The sequence below is a fragment of the Alicyclobacillus cycloheptanicus genome, from assembly GCF_028751525.1.
In the GTDB taxonomy this organism is placed as follows: domain Bacteria; phylum Bacillota; class Bacilli; order Alicyclobacillales; family Alicyclobacillaceae; genus Alicyclobacillus_L; species Alicyclobacillus_L cycloheptanicus.
On the sequence record NZ_CP067097.1, the window covers coordinates 3,476,205 to 3,492,577 of the forward strand.

At 59.6% G+C, this 16,373-nt stretch carries 19 protein-coding genes, 1 tRNA gene and 1 pseudogene; 20 read left to right on the forward strand and 1 reads right to left on the reverse strand.

The window, feature by feature from the left end; translation table 11 throughout:
- Nucleotides 1-81 precede the first annotated feature (81 nt).
- Nucleotides 82-519 carry a DinB family protein gene (locus JI721_RS16385; RefSeq protein WP_274455925.1) on the forward strand — a complete coding sequence of 146 codons (438 nt, stop codon included), beginning with the start codon at nucleotides 82-84 and terminating at the stop codon, nucleotides 517-519.
- A gap of 115 nt (nucleotides 520-634) precedes the next feature.
- On the opposite strand, the gene JI721_RS16390 is transcribed toward JI721_RS16385, so the two are convergent.
- Complete coding sequence (locus JI721_RS16390; protein WP_274455926.1) at nucleotides 635-832, reverse strand: hypothetical protein; 198 nt, start codon at nucleotides 830-832, stop codon at nucleotides 635-637.
- A 154-nt stretch (nucleotides 833-986) separates the two neighbouring features.
- Between JI721_RS16390 and JI721_RS16395 the strand changes: the two genes are divergently transcribed.
- The 19 genes and pseudogenes from JI721_RS16395 to aroH all read left to right on the forward strand — a co-directional run bounded on the left by JI721_RS16395 (nucleotide 987) and on the right by aroH (nucleotide 16,100).
- A complete protein-coding gene (locus tag JI721_RS16395; RefSeq protein ID WP_274455927.1) occupies nucleotides 987-1,754 on the forward strand; it encodes an alpha/beta hydrolase in 768 nt (255 codons plus the stop codon).
- A gap of 273 nt (nucleotides 1,755-2,027) precedes the next feature.
- Nucleotides 2,028-2,423, forward strand: coding sequence for a GNAT family N-acetyltransferase (locus tag JI721_RS16400; protein WP_274455928.1), 396 nt, complete (start codon nucleotides 2,028-2,030; stop codon nucleotides 2,421-2,423).
- A 48-nt stretch (nucleotides 2,424-2,471) separates the two neighbouring features.
- Nucleotides 2,472-3,041: a class I SAM-dependent methyltransferase gene (locus tag JI721_RS16405; RefSeq protein ID WP_274455929.1), complete on the forward strand. Its 570-nt coding sequence runs from the start codon at nucleotides 2,472-2,474 to the stop codon at nucleotides 3,039-3,041.
- A 67-nt stretch (nucleotides 3,042-3,108) separates the two neighbouring features.
- Nucleotides 3,109-4,338, forward strand: a complete 1,230-nt coding sequence (locus JI721_RS16410) for an aminopeptidase (RefSeq protein WP_274455930.1) — start codon at nucleotides 3,109-3,111, stop codon at nucleotides 4,336-4,338.
- A 108-nt stretch (nucleotides 4,339-4,446) separates the two neighbouring features.
- Nucleotides 4,447-4,872: a MarR family winged helix-turn-helix transcriptional regulator gene (locus JI721_RS16415; RefSeq protein ID WP_274455931.1), complete on the forward strand. Its 426-nt coding sequence runs from the start codon at nucleotides 4,447-4,449 to the stop codon at nucleotides 4,870-4,872.
- A complete protein-coding gene (locus tag JI721_RS16420; RefSeq protein ID WP_274455932.1) occupies nucleotides 4,869-5,198 on the forward strand; it encodes a hypothetical protein in 330 nt (109 codons plus the stop codon). The genes JI721_RS16415 and JI721_RS16420 overlap by 4 nt, the downstream gene beginning before the upstream one ends.
- A gap of 216 nt (nucleotides 5,199-5,414) precedes the next feature.
- Nucleotides 5,415-5,996 carry a bifunctional transcriptional activator/DNA repair enzyme AdaA gene (locus tag JI721_RS16425; protein ID WP_274455933.1) on the forward strand — a complete coding sequence of 194 codons (582 nt, stop codon included), beginning with the start codon at nucleotides 5,415-5,417 and terminating at the stop codon, nucleotides 5,994-5,996.
- On the forward strand, nucleotides 5,989-6,891 hold the full coding sequence (locus tag JI721_RS16430) for a DNA-3-methyladenine glycosylase family protein (protein ID WP_274455934.1): 903 nt from the start codon (nucleotides 5,989-5,991) through the stop codon (nucleotides 6,889-6,891). The genes JI721_RS16425 and JI721_RS16430 overlap by 8 nt, the downstream gene beginning before the upstream one ends.
- A gap of 77 nt (nucleotides 6,892-6,968) precedes the next feature.
- Nucleotides 6,969-7,044 (forward strand) — tRNA-Gly (locus JI721_RS16435).
- Nucleotides 7,045-7,183: 139 nt separating this feature from the next.
- Nucleotides 7,184-7,259: pseudogene (locus tag JI721_RS17380) on the forward strand (metal-dependent hydrolase); the annotation flags it as partial.
- 134 nt (nucleotides 7,260-7,393) lie between these two features.
- Complete coding sequence (locus tag JI721_RS16445; protein ID WP_274455935.1) at nucleotides 7,394-7,882, forward strand: DinB family protein; 489 nt, start codon at nucleotides 7,394-7,396, stop codon at nucleotides 7,880-7,882.
- Nucleotides 7,883-8,088: 206 nt separating this feature from the next.
- Nucleotides 8,089-8,901, forward strand: a complete 813-nt coding sequence (locus JI721_RS16450; RefSeq protein ID WP_274455936.1) for an RluA family pseudouridine synthase — start codon at nucleotides 8,089-8,091, stop codon at nucleotides 8,899-8,901.
- 37 nt (nucleotides 8,902-8,938) lie between these two features.
- Complete coding sequence (locus JI721_RS16455; RefSeq protein WP_274455937.1) at nucleotides 8,939-10,027, forward strand: M42 family metallopeptidase; 1,089 nt, start codon at nucleotides 8,939-8,941, stop codon at nucleotides 10,025-10,027.
- The gene (locus JI721_RS16460; protein ID WP_274455938.1) at nucleotides 10,018-11,043 is read left to right on the forward strand and encodes a M42 family metallopeptidase; all 1,026 of its coding nucleotides are present in this window, start codon (nucleotides 10,018-10,020) and stop codon (nucleotides 11,041-11,043) included. The genes JI721_RS16455 and JI721_RS16460 overlap by 10 nt, the downstream gene beginning before the upstream one ends.
- The gene (locus tag JI721_RS16465; protein WP_274455939.1) at nucleotides 11,040-12,035 is read left to right on the forward strand and encodes a zinc-binding metallopeptidase family protein; all 996 of its coding nucleotides are present in this window, start codon (nucleotides 11,040-11,042) and stop codon (nucleotides 12,033-12,035) included. The genes JI721_RS16460 and JI721_RS16465 overlap by 4 nt, the downstream gene beginning before the upstream one ends.
- A gap of 47 nt (nucleotides 12,036-12,082) precedes the next feature.
- Nucleotides 12,083-13,456, forward strand: coding sequence for a 3-phosphoshikimate 1-carboxyvinyltransferase (gene aroA / locus JI721_RS16470; RefSeq protein WP_274455940.1), 1,374 nt, complete (start codon nucleotides 12,083-12,085; stop codon nucleotides 13,454-13,456).
- Nucleotides 13,457-13,477: 21 nt separating this feature from the next.
- Nucleotides 13,478-14,632: a chorismate synthase gene (gene aroC / locus JI721_RS16475; RefSeq protein WP_407654120.1), complete on the forward strand. Its 1,155-nt coding sequence runs from the start codon at nucleotides 13,478-13,480 to the stop codon at nucleotides 14,630-14,632.
- The gene (aroB, locus tag JI721_RS16480; protein ID WP_274455943.1) at nucleotides 14,629-15,735 is read left to right on the forward strand and encodes a 3-dehydroquinate synthase; all 1,107 of its coding nucleotides are present in this window, start codon (nucleotides 14,629-14,631) and stop codon (nucleotides 15,733-15,735) included. The genes aroC and aroB overlap by 4 nt, the downstream gene beginning before the upstream one ends.
- Entirely contained in the window at nucleotides 15,732-16,100 is a 369-nt protein-coding gene (gene aroH, locus JI721_RS16485) for a chorismate mutase (RefSeq protein WP_274455944.1), read from the forward strand. Before aroB ends, aroH begins: the two co-directional genes overlap by 4 nt.
- Nucleotides 16,101-16,373: the final 273 nt, after the last annotated feature.

The window sequence follows — 16,373 nt, forward strand, 5'->3', positions numbered from 1 at the left end:
TGGACATGCGTCGTCACATTGGTCACAATGAAATTGTCGATTCCCATGTTCATACACCATGCATCGAGGGGGATGTTACGCATGATCAAAGAACTGTCCGATCAATTTGATGTCCTGACCATGGTTCACCGCAGCATCGACCAAATGGTGGACGGCCTCACGGATGACCAGTGGCTGTTCCGCCCGAATGACAAATGGAACAACATCGCCGCCGTGATCGATCACGTCACACGCGTCGAGAAGAGATTTTTCGCCGCCATCGGGGGCAAGACGCTGGATATCGATGCCGGGCAGCCCTTCAAGGAAAACCAGTGGAATGTGCAGCAAATCAAAGAGGCATGGAAGAACACACTGGATGAACACAAAGCAATCCTGGAGACGGTCAAAGAATCCGATTTGGACCAGCCAGGATTGACGCTGCGGGTCGGCGCACTCAATCGCCGGCAGCTGCTGACCTATGCGATTTCGCACACGACGCACCACCGCGGTCAGATTCCGCTGATTTTGAAATTGATGTAAGCGTTTCGAGACAACCGGTGAGGAGAATGCGCGATGCGCGCGCCATTCTCCTCGCGGGGCTGGCCGTGTTCGTACCGATTGGCAGTGTGCGCTGTGATCGTACGGATTGGCCAGCTCAGGGCTCGTCTTGCAAGGTTTCGGGGAGCTGATTCAGCCAATCCTCAGCACTTTTCTCAAGCTCTTCGAGGGCGCCGGATGCCGCATCACCTGCGGACGCTGAACCGTTTTGACGTTCACTCGTCAAGCGGTGCCGGTTCGTGTCCGTCACGGCTTGCTCGCGGCCAACCTTTGCTGGACGATGTTGTTCTCCCAACTGAAGCTCTCCCTTCCGTTGCATCTTTCGCTAGGATGACACAGCGATACACACGATATTCGACAAACTGGCTCAGACAGAGGCTCGGATGGTGCGGGAAGAGAACAGATGAACAAACACGTGATATAGATATGGAAAGTCCGAAGGTGGTCAGATGCATTGGTATGAGGAGTCCGTCGGTCACGGTACCCCGGTTCTGTTTTTGCCCGGAAGTGGATGGTGCGGAAACGCCGGGATGAATATTGCCGATGAGCTAAAGCCCGACCATCAAGTCTTGATGGTAGACCTGCCAGGTATCGGACGTAGCGACGGGATCGAAGGACGAGTTACACCCACGAAAATGGGCACATGGGTGCGCGCCTATCTTGATAACCGCGGTATCGAACGATGCCATCTCATTGGGCACTCGCTGGGGGGCGCGATACTCTTGACGTTCGCAGCCCAATATCCCGAGAAGGTTTTATCACTTACCCTTCTTGACGTTGGGTATTGTCGCGTGCCTCGTTTTCCTGTTCAAGTGCTTGGCAGTGTGGGATATTTGGCCCCAATCATTGCGGGCTTGGAGCAAATCTTCGGTCCGAGCATCTTGAAAAAGGTGATGGGAGACATATTTGGTCAAGACCAAGCAGTGACTGGCGCTTCGCCTTCAGACAGTCTCGAAACCAAAATTGCGGATGTGAAGCGTCGAGGCTGGTACACTTTGGACGATGACGAATACCTGCGCAAGGCACTCGCGTTTGAACCGACACTGTCCATTGAGGGTGTGGAATTATGGCTGGCACTCTACCGGATGAATCCTTTCAAATTCATCTCACAAGTCCGCTGCCCGTGCCTGCTCCTGTATGGCACGTTTCCAAGTTCCGATGCGAAGTCAACGGCGCATTCAGCACAACATAGACAGATGTCGCGCACTGAACCCTGACATCGACTATCGTCCGGTTCCATTTGGTCACTATGTACATTGGTCCGACACCCGCGTGGTGCAGGACGTGGGTGTGTTCATTCGGCAACATGCGGGTCATTCAGAAAAGCCCCAGGCGCGTCCCTGATGCCGACGGGTTGTTCAAAAATTCGCCTTGCAAGGAGGGACAGCCCCACGCATCCCCTTGAAAACATCGAAATTTTGCCGCCGCTTACGGAAGAGGACCGTCAGTGGCTGACCCATCTTTGGCAAGTGGAATGGGGAGGCGACACGATGGTCACTCGGGGTCAGGTGTATCGTTTGACGAACCTGCATGCCCTTGTCTGCAAGGTCAGCGGCAAGTTGGCTGGTGCGGCAACTTATCGCTTTGACAATACGGGCTGCGAATTGATGAGCCTCAACGCTCTCACCCAAGGCAGCGGCGTTGGCACGGCACTCGTGAAGGCTGTGGAAGCAGAAGCACGAAAGACGGGGTGTCGGCGGCTGTGGCTCATCACGAGCAACGACAACCTGGACGCACTCCGATTTTATCAACGACGCGGCTTTCGGATCACGGCGGTGTACCCTGACGCCGTGGATGAAGCGCGACGCATGAAACCAACGATTCCGCTCACGGGTGAGAACGGCATCGAGATCCACGACGAAATCGAACTCGCCAAAGCCCTGTGAGAAGCGAAACCTGGCGATGAAACGTTTGTCGGTGGAGGATTGTGCAATATGGATCATCAGCAAGCGCGGTGGAACGAAAAATACGCGAATCGAGCGCAAGCGTTGTCAGATCCCGACGAGTTCCTCGTCCAGCGTCTACACCTGCTGCAGCCGGGAACTGTGCTGGATGTGGCCTGCGGCGATGGCAGGCATGCAATCTACCTGGCACGGCACGGCTTCCAAGTGACGGGTGTTGATTTTTCGGAGCTGGGACTCAAACGGCTTGCAACATTCGCATCCAACGAAGGATTACAGGTCACAACCTATCATCGGGATGTCAAGGCAGACGGCGCACTCGCGGACCTGGGACCGTTTGACAATGTCATTGTGACGCATTTCAAGCCCTCGTTGCACACTTTCAACGAATTGGTCACTGTCCTCCGAACTGGCGGCATGTTGCTGATGACCTCCTTCAATACGAAGCAGCATGACGAGAAAGGATTTCCCAGAGATTTTTGCTATCGAGAAGGCGAATATGTGCGTGCGCACGCATCCCTTGAACGGATAGAGTACACTTCATACACGACTGAACGCGGGTATTTCGACGGCTACGTGTTTCGTAAGCGTTCAGGTGCATGACAGATGCCAATCATCGAATCATGGGTTCACAAGACACAACAGCGTTTGGAAGCGAGGAATGTTCACCATGAAGTCATTCGATGCCATGCTGGCGTCATACGCAGAAGTCACCGTCAACCTGGGACTCAACATACAAAAGGGACAGGTGCTTGTGATCGACGCACCCATTCTCAGTGCCGATTTTGTCCGAATTGTAGCAGAAAAAGCCTACGACGCGGGCGCAAAGCATGTGGAGGTCAATTGGCATGACGCGTTCCTCGGAAAGACACGCTTGCTGCGGTCGTCCATCGAGGCTTTATCCGAGTACCCGTCCTGGCGCGTCGAGAGCTACATGAGGATGGCGCAGGAGGGGGCCGCGTTCTTGACCGTGCACGCGCCGCAGCCAAAGCTGCTGCAAGACGTGCCGACAGAGCGCATCACAGCCTCCACCCGGGCCGCGAGACAAGCGCTCAGCGAATACCAGAAGATGCGCCAGTCATTCCGGGTGGCCTGGTCGATTGTGAATTACCCGACCCTGGAGTGGGCGGAGCAGGTTTATCCGGATGCAGCGCCAAAGGAGCGCCTCGAAAGACTGTGGACTGCGATTTTTCGCATGACACGGGTCGACCAGAATGACCCAGCGGCTACGTGGCAAAACCACCTTCACAGCCTCAACACTCGAATCCGTCACTTGAACCAAGTTCAGTATCGCCGTCTGCGCTATCAAGCACCTGGGACGGACTTGGTCGTTGCGCTGCCTGAAAACCATGTGTGGTTAGGCGGAGGCACGACCAATGAACAGGGCATCTTTTTTGTTCCAAACATCCCGACAGAAGAAGTCTTCACGGCGCCGATCCGTACGGGCGTCAATGGGACCGTGCGCAGCACGAAGCCACTCTTTTACAACGGAAAGTTGATTGACGACTTCAGCCTTCGCTTCGAAAACGGCAGAATCGTGGACTATGATGCGGCGGTGGGGTATGACGTCCTGCAATCCATCATTGAAACCGATGAAGGTTCGCACTACCTAGGCGAACTGGCACTCGTCCCTCAGAGTTCACCCATTGCTCAAGAAGACACCATATTCTACAACACCGGATTCGATGAAAACGCCTCATGCCATCTCGCCATCGGCATGGCATACCCCGCCAATATTTCTGGAGGAACAACCATGAGTAGAGAAGCGTTGCTGGAACGTGGGGTCAACACCAGTCTTGTTCACATCGATTTCATGATTGGGTCCAGCGAACTGGATATTGACGGGGAAACACAGGACGGTGAATGGGTGCCGGTCTTCCGAAAGGGAGAGTGGGTGTAGCGTTTTTCGTCCAATGTGATGACTTGCTCCCAAAGAGGACGTGAGAAACCGCATAGTCGATTGAACAGTCGCACGAAGGGTATAATCGTCATGGATGGAGGCGTGTACGTGCGTACGGACGAATCGGCCAAGAAGATATCTCGTATGTTCTCCGAAGTGTATTTTTATTGTCACCCAGCATTCGACATCGAATTGTCCCACCAGGCGGTGCGCGCGCTCCAGTATATTCAAATGACGGGATCGACGAATGTCCAGAACATCGCGTACCACCTCGCTTGTGCGCAGAACACGGCATCGGAAATTGTTCGGCGGCTGCGCCAAAAGGGGCTCGTGGAAAAGCGTCGGAAGCCTGATGACGAGCGCGTGGTGGAGGTGGTCCTGACAATTGCAGGTCAACGGGCCGTCCGACAGCACACGGGGCTCGATGTGGAGCGGCTGACGACCCTGTTGGAACAGGTGTCGGACGCAGAACGCGATGCGATCGAACACGGCATTTCGTTGCTTCTCAAGGTGGTTCGGGGCGAGAAAACATGATGATTGCGATGAAAGTGGTTGTATCTGCGCTGGTGGTGACGGCCGTAACGGTCATCTCCAAACAACATCCTGGGATTGGTGGGTGGATTGCGGCACTGCCAATTGTCAGTCTATTGTCTGCCACATGGCTGGTGGCGGAGCATCAACCCGCCACGGAAATCAGCACATTTCTCGTGAGCGTGCTCAAAGGACTGGTACCGACAGCGCTTCTCCTGGTGCTGGTCGTTACATTTCTGCGCAAAGGCTGGCCATTCGCGGGCGCCTTGGGGTGCGCCATCGTGATCTGGGGCGCGAGCTCGTTTGTGTTGCAGCGCATCGGGCTCTAGCACTCCTGCCGCCAGGACACGTAGACCACGTGTTGATGCGTGAACAAATCCTCGTTGAAGACGCCTATCACAGCGCGAAATCTTGCGCTCTTGTTGGAATTCACTGTCCATCGCACCCCATCCCGATTACACTTGATTTTAGTGAAGCCCGACAGCCCCTGTCACTTCGGGAGGTGCGAACCAACGCAAACCGTCACGGATGAGCTGTACGAAACGATGATTCGACGGGATACCAAATTCGACGGAAAGTGGTATATCGGCATCGTTTCGACAGGGATTGTTTGTTTCCCATCATGTCGATCACGCCTGCCGAAGCGTGAGAATGTACGTGTCTTTGCCACTTTGGAGGATGCACTGCGCGCAGGCTTCAGGCCCTGCAAGCGCTGTAAACCTGACCATCCGCTGGGTCAGTCCCCCGATGCGGAAGTGGCAAATCGCGTCATGGAAATCATCGAATGCCGCTTTCACGAGTCCTTGACATTGAACGCACTGGCCGACGAACTGAACATGAGCCCCTATCACCTTCAGCGCACGTTTAAACGCTTTACGGGGGTGTCGCCGGCTGCGGAGCTTCAGCGCGTCCGCTTGCAGCGTGCGAAGGAACGTTTAGAGACCACAGATGTTCCCATTCGCGACATCGCTCGGCACGTTGGATACCAAAGTGCATCGCATTTTTCCGCCACGTTTCGCAAGACATTTGGGGTCAGCCCGAACGACTATCGCTCAGCTTTGAAAAATGAATCGGTTCGGCGCCAGCGTCGGCCGAACTGCAGTTCCGAGGAGAGACATCATGCTTGAACGAATCGACGTCGCTGCTCCGTTTGATTTTCAGCAGATGCTGCGCCGACCTCTGTCACGTCCGTCGAAATACGCCGTGATCGACCCGGAGGAACTGTCCTATACGAGGGTATTGCGGATGGGCGAACGCGCGGTACCGGTCACAGTGCTTGGCGTGGGCAGCGTGGATGCGCCAGGGTTGCAGCTCGTATACCCGGATGGATTGACCAGCGCAGAACAGACCGTACTGGTTCGACGGGTGAGGCATATGTTTTCGGCTGATGTAGACCTTTGGCCCTTCTATGCCATGATGGCAACGGAACCAGAGTGGAGAGGGGTGATGCAGCAATTGTACGGCCTGCGGCCCATCCAGGATGCGGATTTGTTCGAATCCATGGTCAAGGTCATCATTGGCCAGCAGCTCAATGTACAATTTGCTGCCACGTTGGTCGACAGACTGGTGGACTTTGGCGGCGAAGAACGGGTGTGGATGGGGAAGTCCCTGCCAGTCTTCCCTTCGCCAGAGCGAGTGGCCGGATGGACCTATGAAAGCCTGAAACAATTATCGTTCAGCCAGCGGAAAGCGGAATACGTCATCGACTTCGCGCGTGCAGTCGTGGATGGACAGGTTGATCTCGACGGCGTGTGGCAGATGTGGGACGACCAAGTTTACGATACACTGCTGCCGCTGCGGGGCATTGGGCGGTGGACGGTGGAGTGTTTTCTCCTCTTTGGCGCAGGCAGACCCGATGTCATGCCGGCTGCGGACATTGGTGTGCAAAATGCCGTACAGAAACTGTATGGACTGGAACACCGCCCAAGCGAAGCTGAGGTTCGGCACATGGCGCAGGCCTTTGCACCATGGCGAAGCTATGCAACGTATTACCTGTGGCAGAGCTTAATCAACGTCGTGTAGACTGTAGACCTTGCAAAGCGGAGCGAAATCCTGTATTCTACATAATACAGTTACGAAACATCCCTGTGTGAAGCCTTGCGGATGTAGTTCAATTGGCAGAGCGTCAGCTTCCCAAGCTGAATGTTGCGGGTTCGAGTCCCGTCATCCGCTCCAAACCGAGGGGTATACCTCCTACCGCATCGTACGAGCCTTGAAGCGTCTGGTTTTCGCCAAGGTACGGTGCCATACAGTAGAGGGGTATACCCGTTTTTCGTGTGTTCTGCCAAAACTGCGATTGGCTGCAGAAGGATGATCGCCAGAACAACTGGACACAGCGTATCGTCCTGGTGGATGGACGGTACGTCAGGTCGTTCATCACTTAGCGGAAAATCAACTCGTTGCGCTCAGTCGTCTAACAATCTCCGTGCAGCACAGACGGCGACGGGTCGGGACCGGCTTGCTTTTGCAAGGTTTCCGTACCACGTCTATAATCGGTCGTATCTGAGCGTCGGGAGGATGTCCTGTGAATCCAATCCAACAACAGTATCAATGGGTCGCGCAAACCCGCAATGTCTTGTTCGAGTATTGTAGCACCATGACCCCGACGGACTATGTCAAGCAGGTGTCCGCGTTTGGATGGGGGTCCGTGCGCAACCTTCACGTTCACGTGGCAGACTGTTACCGACACTGGCTGCAAGGCTTTGGCCTGGGGGAGAAGGTGGAAGACACCCCTGTCCACGCGTATCCCTCCGTCGACGATGTGGCGCGTCTGTTCGCGTCGGTGGACGACCTGGTGCAGCAGTTTCTTGCGAAGTTCGAGCATGCACTCGACCAACCCATCACGGGTCATGTGCCGTGGCAGCGTGATCCATTACAGTTGTCCCCGCTGTGGCTTCTGACGCACACCATCACACATGAATTCCATCACAAGGGGCAATTGGTCAGTCTGACGCGGCACCTTGGGTATGCGCCGCCAGACACGGACCTTGTCCTGCCGGACCAGTCCGGGTGAGGCGCATGGACCATCCACGCGGCATGATGTACACACTAACCGTCACCGAGGCGGATGACGGCAGGGTGATTCGCAGCCTGCTCCAGTCCAAACTCAAGATGTCCACGCGTTTGCTCCGACAATTGCCCGGGGAGGACCGGATCCTTCGCAACGGCGTGCCAGCCAGATTGCCCGACCGTGCGTCTAAAGGTGACATAATTTATCTTATGTTACCTCCAGAGACGACAGACATCGTTCCGATGGCGATGGACTTGGACATCCGCTACGAGGACGACGAGATTGTCGTGGTCAACAAGCCTGCAGGGCTGCTCACACACCCGACGGCGCGCGAGCGGATCGGATCGATTCAATCCGGCCTGTACGCCTATTTGTCGCCGCAGGGACAAGTGCCGCACTGTGTGCACCGGCTGGACCGAGATACGTCCGGGCTGGTCTTGTTCGCCAAACACGCGCACGTGCATCACCTGTTTGACGAGGCCTTGCGCAAGGGGCAGGTGCACCGTGTCTACGCGGCGATTGTGCATGTGGCGGAGAACGTACCCGGCACGCCGGCCGACGATGATACACCGGGCCTGACAACCGGTGCGTGGCACACCATTGACATGCCCATCGCACTCCATCCGGACAAACCTTCGCGCCGCATCATCGCACCGGAGGGGCAGCGCGCTGTGACGCATTATCGGTTCGCAGCCGTCCATCCGCCCGCGGCCCTCGTACAGCTGGTGCTGGAAACGGGGCGGACGCACCAGATTCGGCTCCACATGGCAGCCGCGGGCATGCCGCTGGTTGGCGATCGCGACTATGGCAACCCCGCTCTCCCCGCAATGGGCTTGAGACGGCAGGCGCTCCATGCCGTGCAGCTCGGGTGGCGCCACCCCGTGACAGGTGTCACACGCACGGTCAGTGCCGCGCCCCCGGCCGATTTGCGGGCCGCGTGGCGCAGGGCTGGCGGCCGTGACGAAGACTGGGCGTTTCTACTAGAGGACGAAGAAGCGTTGCACCATGTTCGAATCGTCTGATAAGATAGCACAAGCAGAGAGGAGTCGATGACTGAAGATGTCGAGTCCGTCCTTCCATCATCACCGTGACACATTCCTGGAACTCCTCGACAGTCATGCTGGACCCGGGTTTGAGCATCCCATCGCAGCCAAGATGGAACGGTTCTTTTCCCTCTATTCAGCCGACATCCGTACGGATACCCTGGGCAACTTGATGGCCCGCATCGTCCCGCCAGCGGCGCCTGCCAACGCGCGCGTACCGCGCATTCTGCTGGCGGCGCACATGGACGAGATTGCCTTGGTGGTGACGCAAATCGACCAGGGTGGATTCCTGCGCGTCTGGGACGCCCATGCCTTTGACCCGCGCACCCTTGTGGGACAGGAAGTTTTGGTACATACGCATGACGGCGATGCCCTCCTTGGCATCGTGGGCTCGAAGCCGCCGCACTTATCCTCTCCAGCGGAGCGCAAACGAGCGCCGAAGCTGGAAGACCTGTTCGTGGATTTGGCGATGCCGGAAACTGCGGTGCGCGAGCGTGTGCGGGTCGGAGACCGCATCACGGTTCGCCGCGGCACCATGGAACTCCTGAATGGCCGCATCGCCGGAAAAGCGTTGGACAACCGCGCCAGCCTCGCGGTGGTGCTGGAGTGCCTGGCGGCACTGCAGCAGCTGCGTCACACCGCCGAAGTCTACGCGGCCGCCACCGTCCAGGAGGAAGTTGGGCTGCGCGGCGCCATGACGGCGGCGTACGGGGTGAACCCGGACATTGCCATCGCGATTGACGTTACGTTCGCCGGCATGCCGGGCCAGGCGCCGGACGAGAGCTTCGAAATGGGCAAGGGACCCGTCATCACGATGGGGCCCAACCTGCATCCCAAGGTGTTCCGGCAGCTGCGCGACACCGCCATGCATCACAACGTGCCCTACCAAATTGAATTCTCCCAAGGGCCCACTGGAACGGATGCGGCGGCGCTGCAAATCGCCCGCGAAGGACTCGCGACGGGGTTGGTCGGCGTGGCCATCCGCTACATGCACACCTCCGTCGAGACCGCTTCGTACGACGACATCGCGGCGTGCGGGCGGCTGTTGGCGCACTTCATCGCAAGCATCGACCTGGCGATGGTGGAGGGACTCACATGTTATTGAAGCGATTGACCGAGGCCATGGGACCGTCGGGATTTGAAGACGAAATCCGGAACCTGCTGCGTGAGGAGGTCACCCCCTACGTCGACCACATCGAGACCGACGTCCTCGGCAACCTGTTGTGTACCAAGGGTGCCGCGGGAGCGTGGCCGCGCGTCATGCTCGATGCGCACATGGACGAAGTCGGCCTGATGGTCGTCCACGTCGAGGACAACGGCCTCCTGAAGTTCCGGGCCATTGGCGGCATCGACCCGCGGGTGCTGATTTCCAAACCCGTGCGGATTGGCGACAACAAGGTGCCCGGGGTCATCGGGATGAAGCCAATTCACTTACAAGATCACGACGAGCAGCACCGCGTCCCCACCCTGACGCAGCTTTATATCGACATTGGCGCAAAAAACCGGGAGGACGCGTTGTCCGCCGTCCAGCCGGGCGACGTGGCGATGTTCGCCACCCCGTTTGAAACCATTGGGGTCCGCGCGATGAAGGCGAAGTCGTTCGATGACCGCATCGGCTGCGCCGTGCTTGTGGAGACGCTGAAAAAGCCGCGGAAGCTGCCGTTCTTCGCTGCGTTCACAGTGCAGGAGGAGGTCGGTCTGCGCGGTGCCGCGGCAGCGGCGTATCGGCTGGCGCCGGACATCGCGATCGCGCTGGAAGGCACGGTCTGCGCCGACGTCGGCGGTGCGCCGGGGCACACGGAGGCGACGAAGCTGGGCGGCGGGCCCGCCTTCACGGTGCAGGACGGGCACACCATCGCCGACAAGCGCTTCCTCGACTTTATGATTTCCGTCGCAGAGAAGCACAACATCCCCCATCAACTCAGGCGCGTCAAGGGCGGCTCCAACGACTTTGGTGCGATTCACAAGAGCCGCGAGGGTGTGATTGGCGGCGGCATCTCCGTGCCCGTGCGGTACATTCACGCACCCTCGCAAATCGCGTCGATCGACGACTACGAGCACACCATCGCACTCGTGGACGCGATCTTGAATGAAATCGAGGCAGGAGGATTCACCGCATGAAAGACAGGATTCTGGAATTGAGCCAATACGCGGCCCCCTCCGGTGCCGAAGCGGGGATTTCGCAAGCCTTGCTGCGCCACGTCGAGGATGTGGCAGACGAAGTGCGAATCGACCGGCTGGGCAACGCCATCGCCATCAAGCACGGGCGGAGTCCCCGTGTGATGCTCGCCGCTCACGCGGACGAGCCGGGCGTGATGGTCACCCACATCGACGACCAGGGGTTTGTGCGGCTGGTGTCGGTTGGTGATTTGGATGCGCGCAGCCTGGTCGGACGGCACGTGCAGTTTACGAACGGCGTGGTCGGCATCGTCGGGGTGGAATCGGAGGTCAAGCCCGCGGACATCACGTTCGACCACCTGTACGTGGACATTGGCGCCGAATCCGCAGAAGCTGCTCACGGGCGCGTGCGCATCGGGCTGGAGGGTGTGATTGACGAGCGGGTGGTGGTCCTCGACGACAACCGCCTCGTTGGCAGGGCCTTGGACAACCGAGTCGGGTGTTCGATCGCGATCGAAACGTTCCGCACCCTGGCTGCCGAGGGATACGCCATGTCCGTCGTGTTCACGGCCCAGCAGGCGGTCGGGGCGCGCGGGGCGAGAACGGCGGCCTTCCAGTTGAAGCCGGACCTCGCCTTCGTGATTGACGCGGCACCGGCCGGCGACATGCCGCAGGCGCCGCGGATGGCCCTGAAACTGGGCGCCGGCCCGGCCGTGAAAGTGATGGACCGGACGGTGATTGTGCCGCTGAACATCAAGGACTTGCTGATGGACAGCGCGAAAGCGGCCGGCGTGGACATCCAGTACGAGGTGTGGCCGCTCGGCCTGACCGACGCTGGCGCAATTCAAGTGTCCGAGGCGGGGATTGCCCTCGGCGGCGTCTCCTACCCGGCGCGGTACGTCGGCGGCCCAAGCACCATGGTGGACTTGCGGGATGCGGCGGGCGCCGTGCAATTGCTCTGCGCGGCAGTTCGCCGTGCGGCCGGCCAGGCCTAATCGCCAGAAATACACGCTTGCCAAGTGGAGAGGAGACAGAACAGCTGATGTCGGATGCAACACCCGATTTACAAGCTCGTTCGCCGTGGTCGACCCTGACGGGTGTGCAGCGCATGCATGTGGACCCATACCGGGGGTCAGTGACGGGCGAGCTTTCTGTGCCAGGGAGCAAGAGTTTCACCAACCGGGCGCTCATCATCGCCGCGATGGCACGCGGGCAAAGCCGGCTGTCCGGCATCCTGCAGAGCGATGACTCCTATTGGTGTATCGACGCCTTGCAGCGGCTTGGCATTGCCGTTCACGTCGACGGCGACTGTGTGGAAATCGAAGGCTGCGGCGGTGCGTGGCCGACGTTGGCGGGTTCGCTGTACTTGGGTGCCTCAGGCACCTTGTCGCGGTTTCTCCCCGGCGCTTTGGCCGCTGCGCCGCAAGGGCGGTGGACGCTCGACGGCTCGTCACGGCTGCGCGAGCGGCCGATGAGGCCGCTCCTGGACGGGTTGACGCGGCTCGGTGCCCAATTGTCCTTCGAAGGGCAGCCTGGCGCACTGCCGTTCACCGTCCACGCGAACGGCCTCGACGGCGGGGAAGTCTTCATCTCCGGCGATACGTCGAGCCAGTTCATCAGCGGACTGCTCATCGCTGCCCCATATGCGCGCACTCCGGTCACCATTCACGTCACCAGTCCCATCGTGCAGCACGCCTACGTGCGCATGACGCTCGACCTGATGGCGCAGTTCGGTGTCGACGTTGAATACACAGAAGACCTGCGCAAGCTCCGCGTCGAGCCGGCCGCGTACCAGGCCCGCGAGCTTTCATTGGAAGCGGACGCCTCGACGGCGTGCTACTTCCTGGCCTTGGCGGCGGTGACCGGGGGACGGGTGTGCGTTCAGAACCTCCCCCCGACGACGCGCCAGCCCGATATTGGACTGGTGGACGTACTGGCCCGCATGGGCTGTACGGTGGAGCGGACCACATCGTCGATTGCGCTGTCGGGCCCGCCGCAAACGTCAGCCAGTGCGCCCCTCAAGGGCGGCTTCACCGTGAGTATGAAAGAAATGTCCGACCAGGCCGTGCTGCTCGCGGCAATTGCCGTGTATGCGGACGCGCCAGTCACCATTACGGATGTGGCGCACATCCGCGCGCACGAGTCAGACCGCATTGCGGCGATTTGCGCGTCGTTACAAAGGCTTGGCATCCAGGTGGAGGAGCACGAAGACGGGCTCACCGTCTACCCGGGCAGGCCGGGCCAGGCAGCGCTGCCCTCGTACGACGACCACCGCATTGCGATGTCGCTGTCGGTGCTTGCTGCCGCCGGCCAAGGTGCAGACATTCTCGACCCGGGCTGCGTCTCGAAGACGTGCCCAGCGTTTTTCGATTTGCTAGGTCAACTAGGCATCCACACACAGGCCCATCGTTCATGAGAAAGGTTGTGGAAGAAGATGTTGCGGTATTTGTCCGCTGGTGAGTCCCATGGACCGGAACTCACCGTGATTGTGGAAGGCATGCCAAGCGGCCTTGCGGTCAGCAAAGCAGCGATAGACGAGCAGCTCCGCCGGCGCCAACAGGGCTACGGCCGGGGGCTGCGGATGAAAATTGAGACCGACCAGGTCGAGGTGACCAGCGGCGTCCGCTTCGGCAAAACCCTCGGCTCGCCGATCACCCTGCACGTGGTGAACAAGGACTTTGTCCACTGGACAGACCGCATGGCGGTTTGGGACGAGGCGCCGGACAACCTCAAGCAGGTGACACGCCCGCGCCCGGGACACGCCGATTTAGCGGGGGCCATCAAGTATGACCACGAAGACATCCGAAACGTGCTGGAGCGTGCGAGCGCGCGCAACACGGCCACAATGGTCGCGGCGGGCGCATTGGCGAGGCAGCTGCTGAGGCACTTTGGCATCGACATCACCGCGCATGTGGTGGAGATTGGCGGCGTGCAGGCAAAACAGGTGCCGACGGACTGGGATACGCTCATCAGCACTTGTGACGAGTCGCAGGTGCGGACGGCCGACAAGGCGGCAGAGGCGGCAATGATCGCTCGCATCGACGAGGCGAAGGAAAAGGGCGATACTGTAGGCGGTGTGTTTGAGGTCATTATCCGCGGGTGTCCGATTGGCTTAGGCAGTTATGTGCACCCCGACCGCAAGCTGGACGGCCAATTGGCCGCCGCCATGATGAGCATCCAGGCCATCAAGGGCGTGGAAATCGGCCTTGGCTTTGAGGCCGCGCGGCGGTTTGGCTCGGAGGTGCACGATGCGATTGTGCATGACGGATCGCGCTATCTTCGCCCGACCAACGGCGCCGGCGGTCTGGAAGGCGGCGTGACGAACGGCGAACCGATTGTCCTGCGGGTGGCGATGAAGCCCATCTCCACGCTGTACCAGCCGCTCGCGAGCGTGAACATGGCCACCAAACAAGCAGAACCCGCGACGGTAGAGCGCTCCGACTACTGCGCCGTGCCGGCGGCTTCGGTGGTCGGGGAAAACGTCGCCGCCTGGGTGATTGCACAGGCCTTCCTGGACAAGTTCAGCGGCGACAGCATCGCGCAGATTGAAGAGCAGGTCGCGGCCTATGCAAGGCGGGTCGCGGGACGATGACCACGACGCTCACGATACGAAGTGCGGCGGGTACATACCCGGTCGTCATCGGACCCGGCATCTTGTCCGAGGTGGGCAGCCGGCTGCGGGCGCAGACGGGCGATCCCGACGGCGGCGTGTTCATCGTGACGGATGACACGGTCCACGCGCTCGGCTACGCAGACGTGGTGCAGCAGTCGTGCACCCGTGCCGGCTATGCGGCGACGGTGACTGTGGTGCCGCCGCGGGACGAGAGCAAGTCGCTGGAGATGGCGAACACCCTGTACGACCGCATGCTGGACGCCGGGATCCGCCGAAATGGCGTCGTCTTGGCGGTCGGCGGCGGCGTGGTCGGGGACCTGGCGGGGTTTGTGGCGGCGACGTACCTGCGCGGCATCCGGTTTGCGCAGATTCCGACGACCCTGCTCGCGCACGACAGCAGCCTCGGCGGCAAGGTCGGCGTCAACCTGTCGCGCGGCAAAAACCTCGTGGGCGCGTTTCACCCGCCCATCGCGGTGTGGTACGACGTGCAGACCTTGGCGTCTCTGCCGGAGCGCGAATGGCGGGGCGGCATGACGGAAGTCATCAAGCATGCCCTCATCGGCGACAAAACGTTGTTTGCGGAACTGGCCGCGACGCCGATGGACCGATACCCAGGGGACGACGCAGCCGAGCGGCTGGTGGCGCGCGCCGCCGCCGTCAAGATTGCCGTGGTCGAGGCGGATGAACGTGAATCCGGCCAGCGCATGTGGCTGAATGTGGGCCACACGGTCGGCCATGCGGTGGAGCAGTTGTCCCACTATCAACTCAACCATGGTGAGGCCATCGCAATGGGGTTGTGTGTCGAAGCCCAATTGGCGCTTGACCTGGGACTGGCCGACACCGAAACGAGAGATCAGATCTCTTTCGTGCTGGTTCGACATGGTTTGCCAACCGTTCCGCCCGCGTTCGACTTTACAGAGGTCGTTCGCGTCCTGAACCTCGACAAAAAACATCGCTCGAACGAGTGGACGTTCGTGCTGCCGGTGCGCATCGGGCGCGTCGACATCGTGCACGGCGTGACAGAGACAGCGTTACACAAGGCCTGGCAACAGGTGCTGACCGGGGAGGAGAATCAGAAGTGAAAGTTCGAGGCATACGTGGCGCGGTGACGGTGGATGCCAACACGTCAGACGCCATCTTTCACGCAACAAAGCAGTTAATGGAGGAAATCATCGAACGCAACCAGTTGGACTGTGACAACGTGGCCAGTGTCCTGTTGACGATGACCCCCGACTTGACCGCCTCCTTTCCGGCGAAAGCTGTTCGCAGCATCCCTGGGTGGCAGTGGGTCCCCTTGATGTGTGCCGTGGAATTGAACATTGAAGGGGCGCTGCCGCGCTGCATCCGTGTCTTGCTGCATGTGAACACTGACCAGCCCCAAGATGAACTGAACCACGTGTACCTGGGCGGAGCCACCGTGCTGCGGCCGGATCTGGCCGACCGATAAGGCCGACGAAGCGGGGGGATGTCAGGGTGTCAGCCGCGGCCCCATCCAGAAGCAGATTGGGCGAAACTTCTGGGTTGACGCGGCTCTGGCTGGCGCTTATGATGGAGGCAGATGAGTTGTTAGATGAGACCTTGTGCGGAGCTGTCGTTACGCCGCCGAACCATGAGTCGAGCTGAGCCGAGCAGTATTCAGTTGTTCCCGAGCGATTTGGACCGATGACAGGGACGGCGTATCCGCAGGCTAGGTGATGACTCCTAGCAGGTGGATATTTTT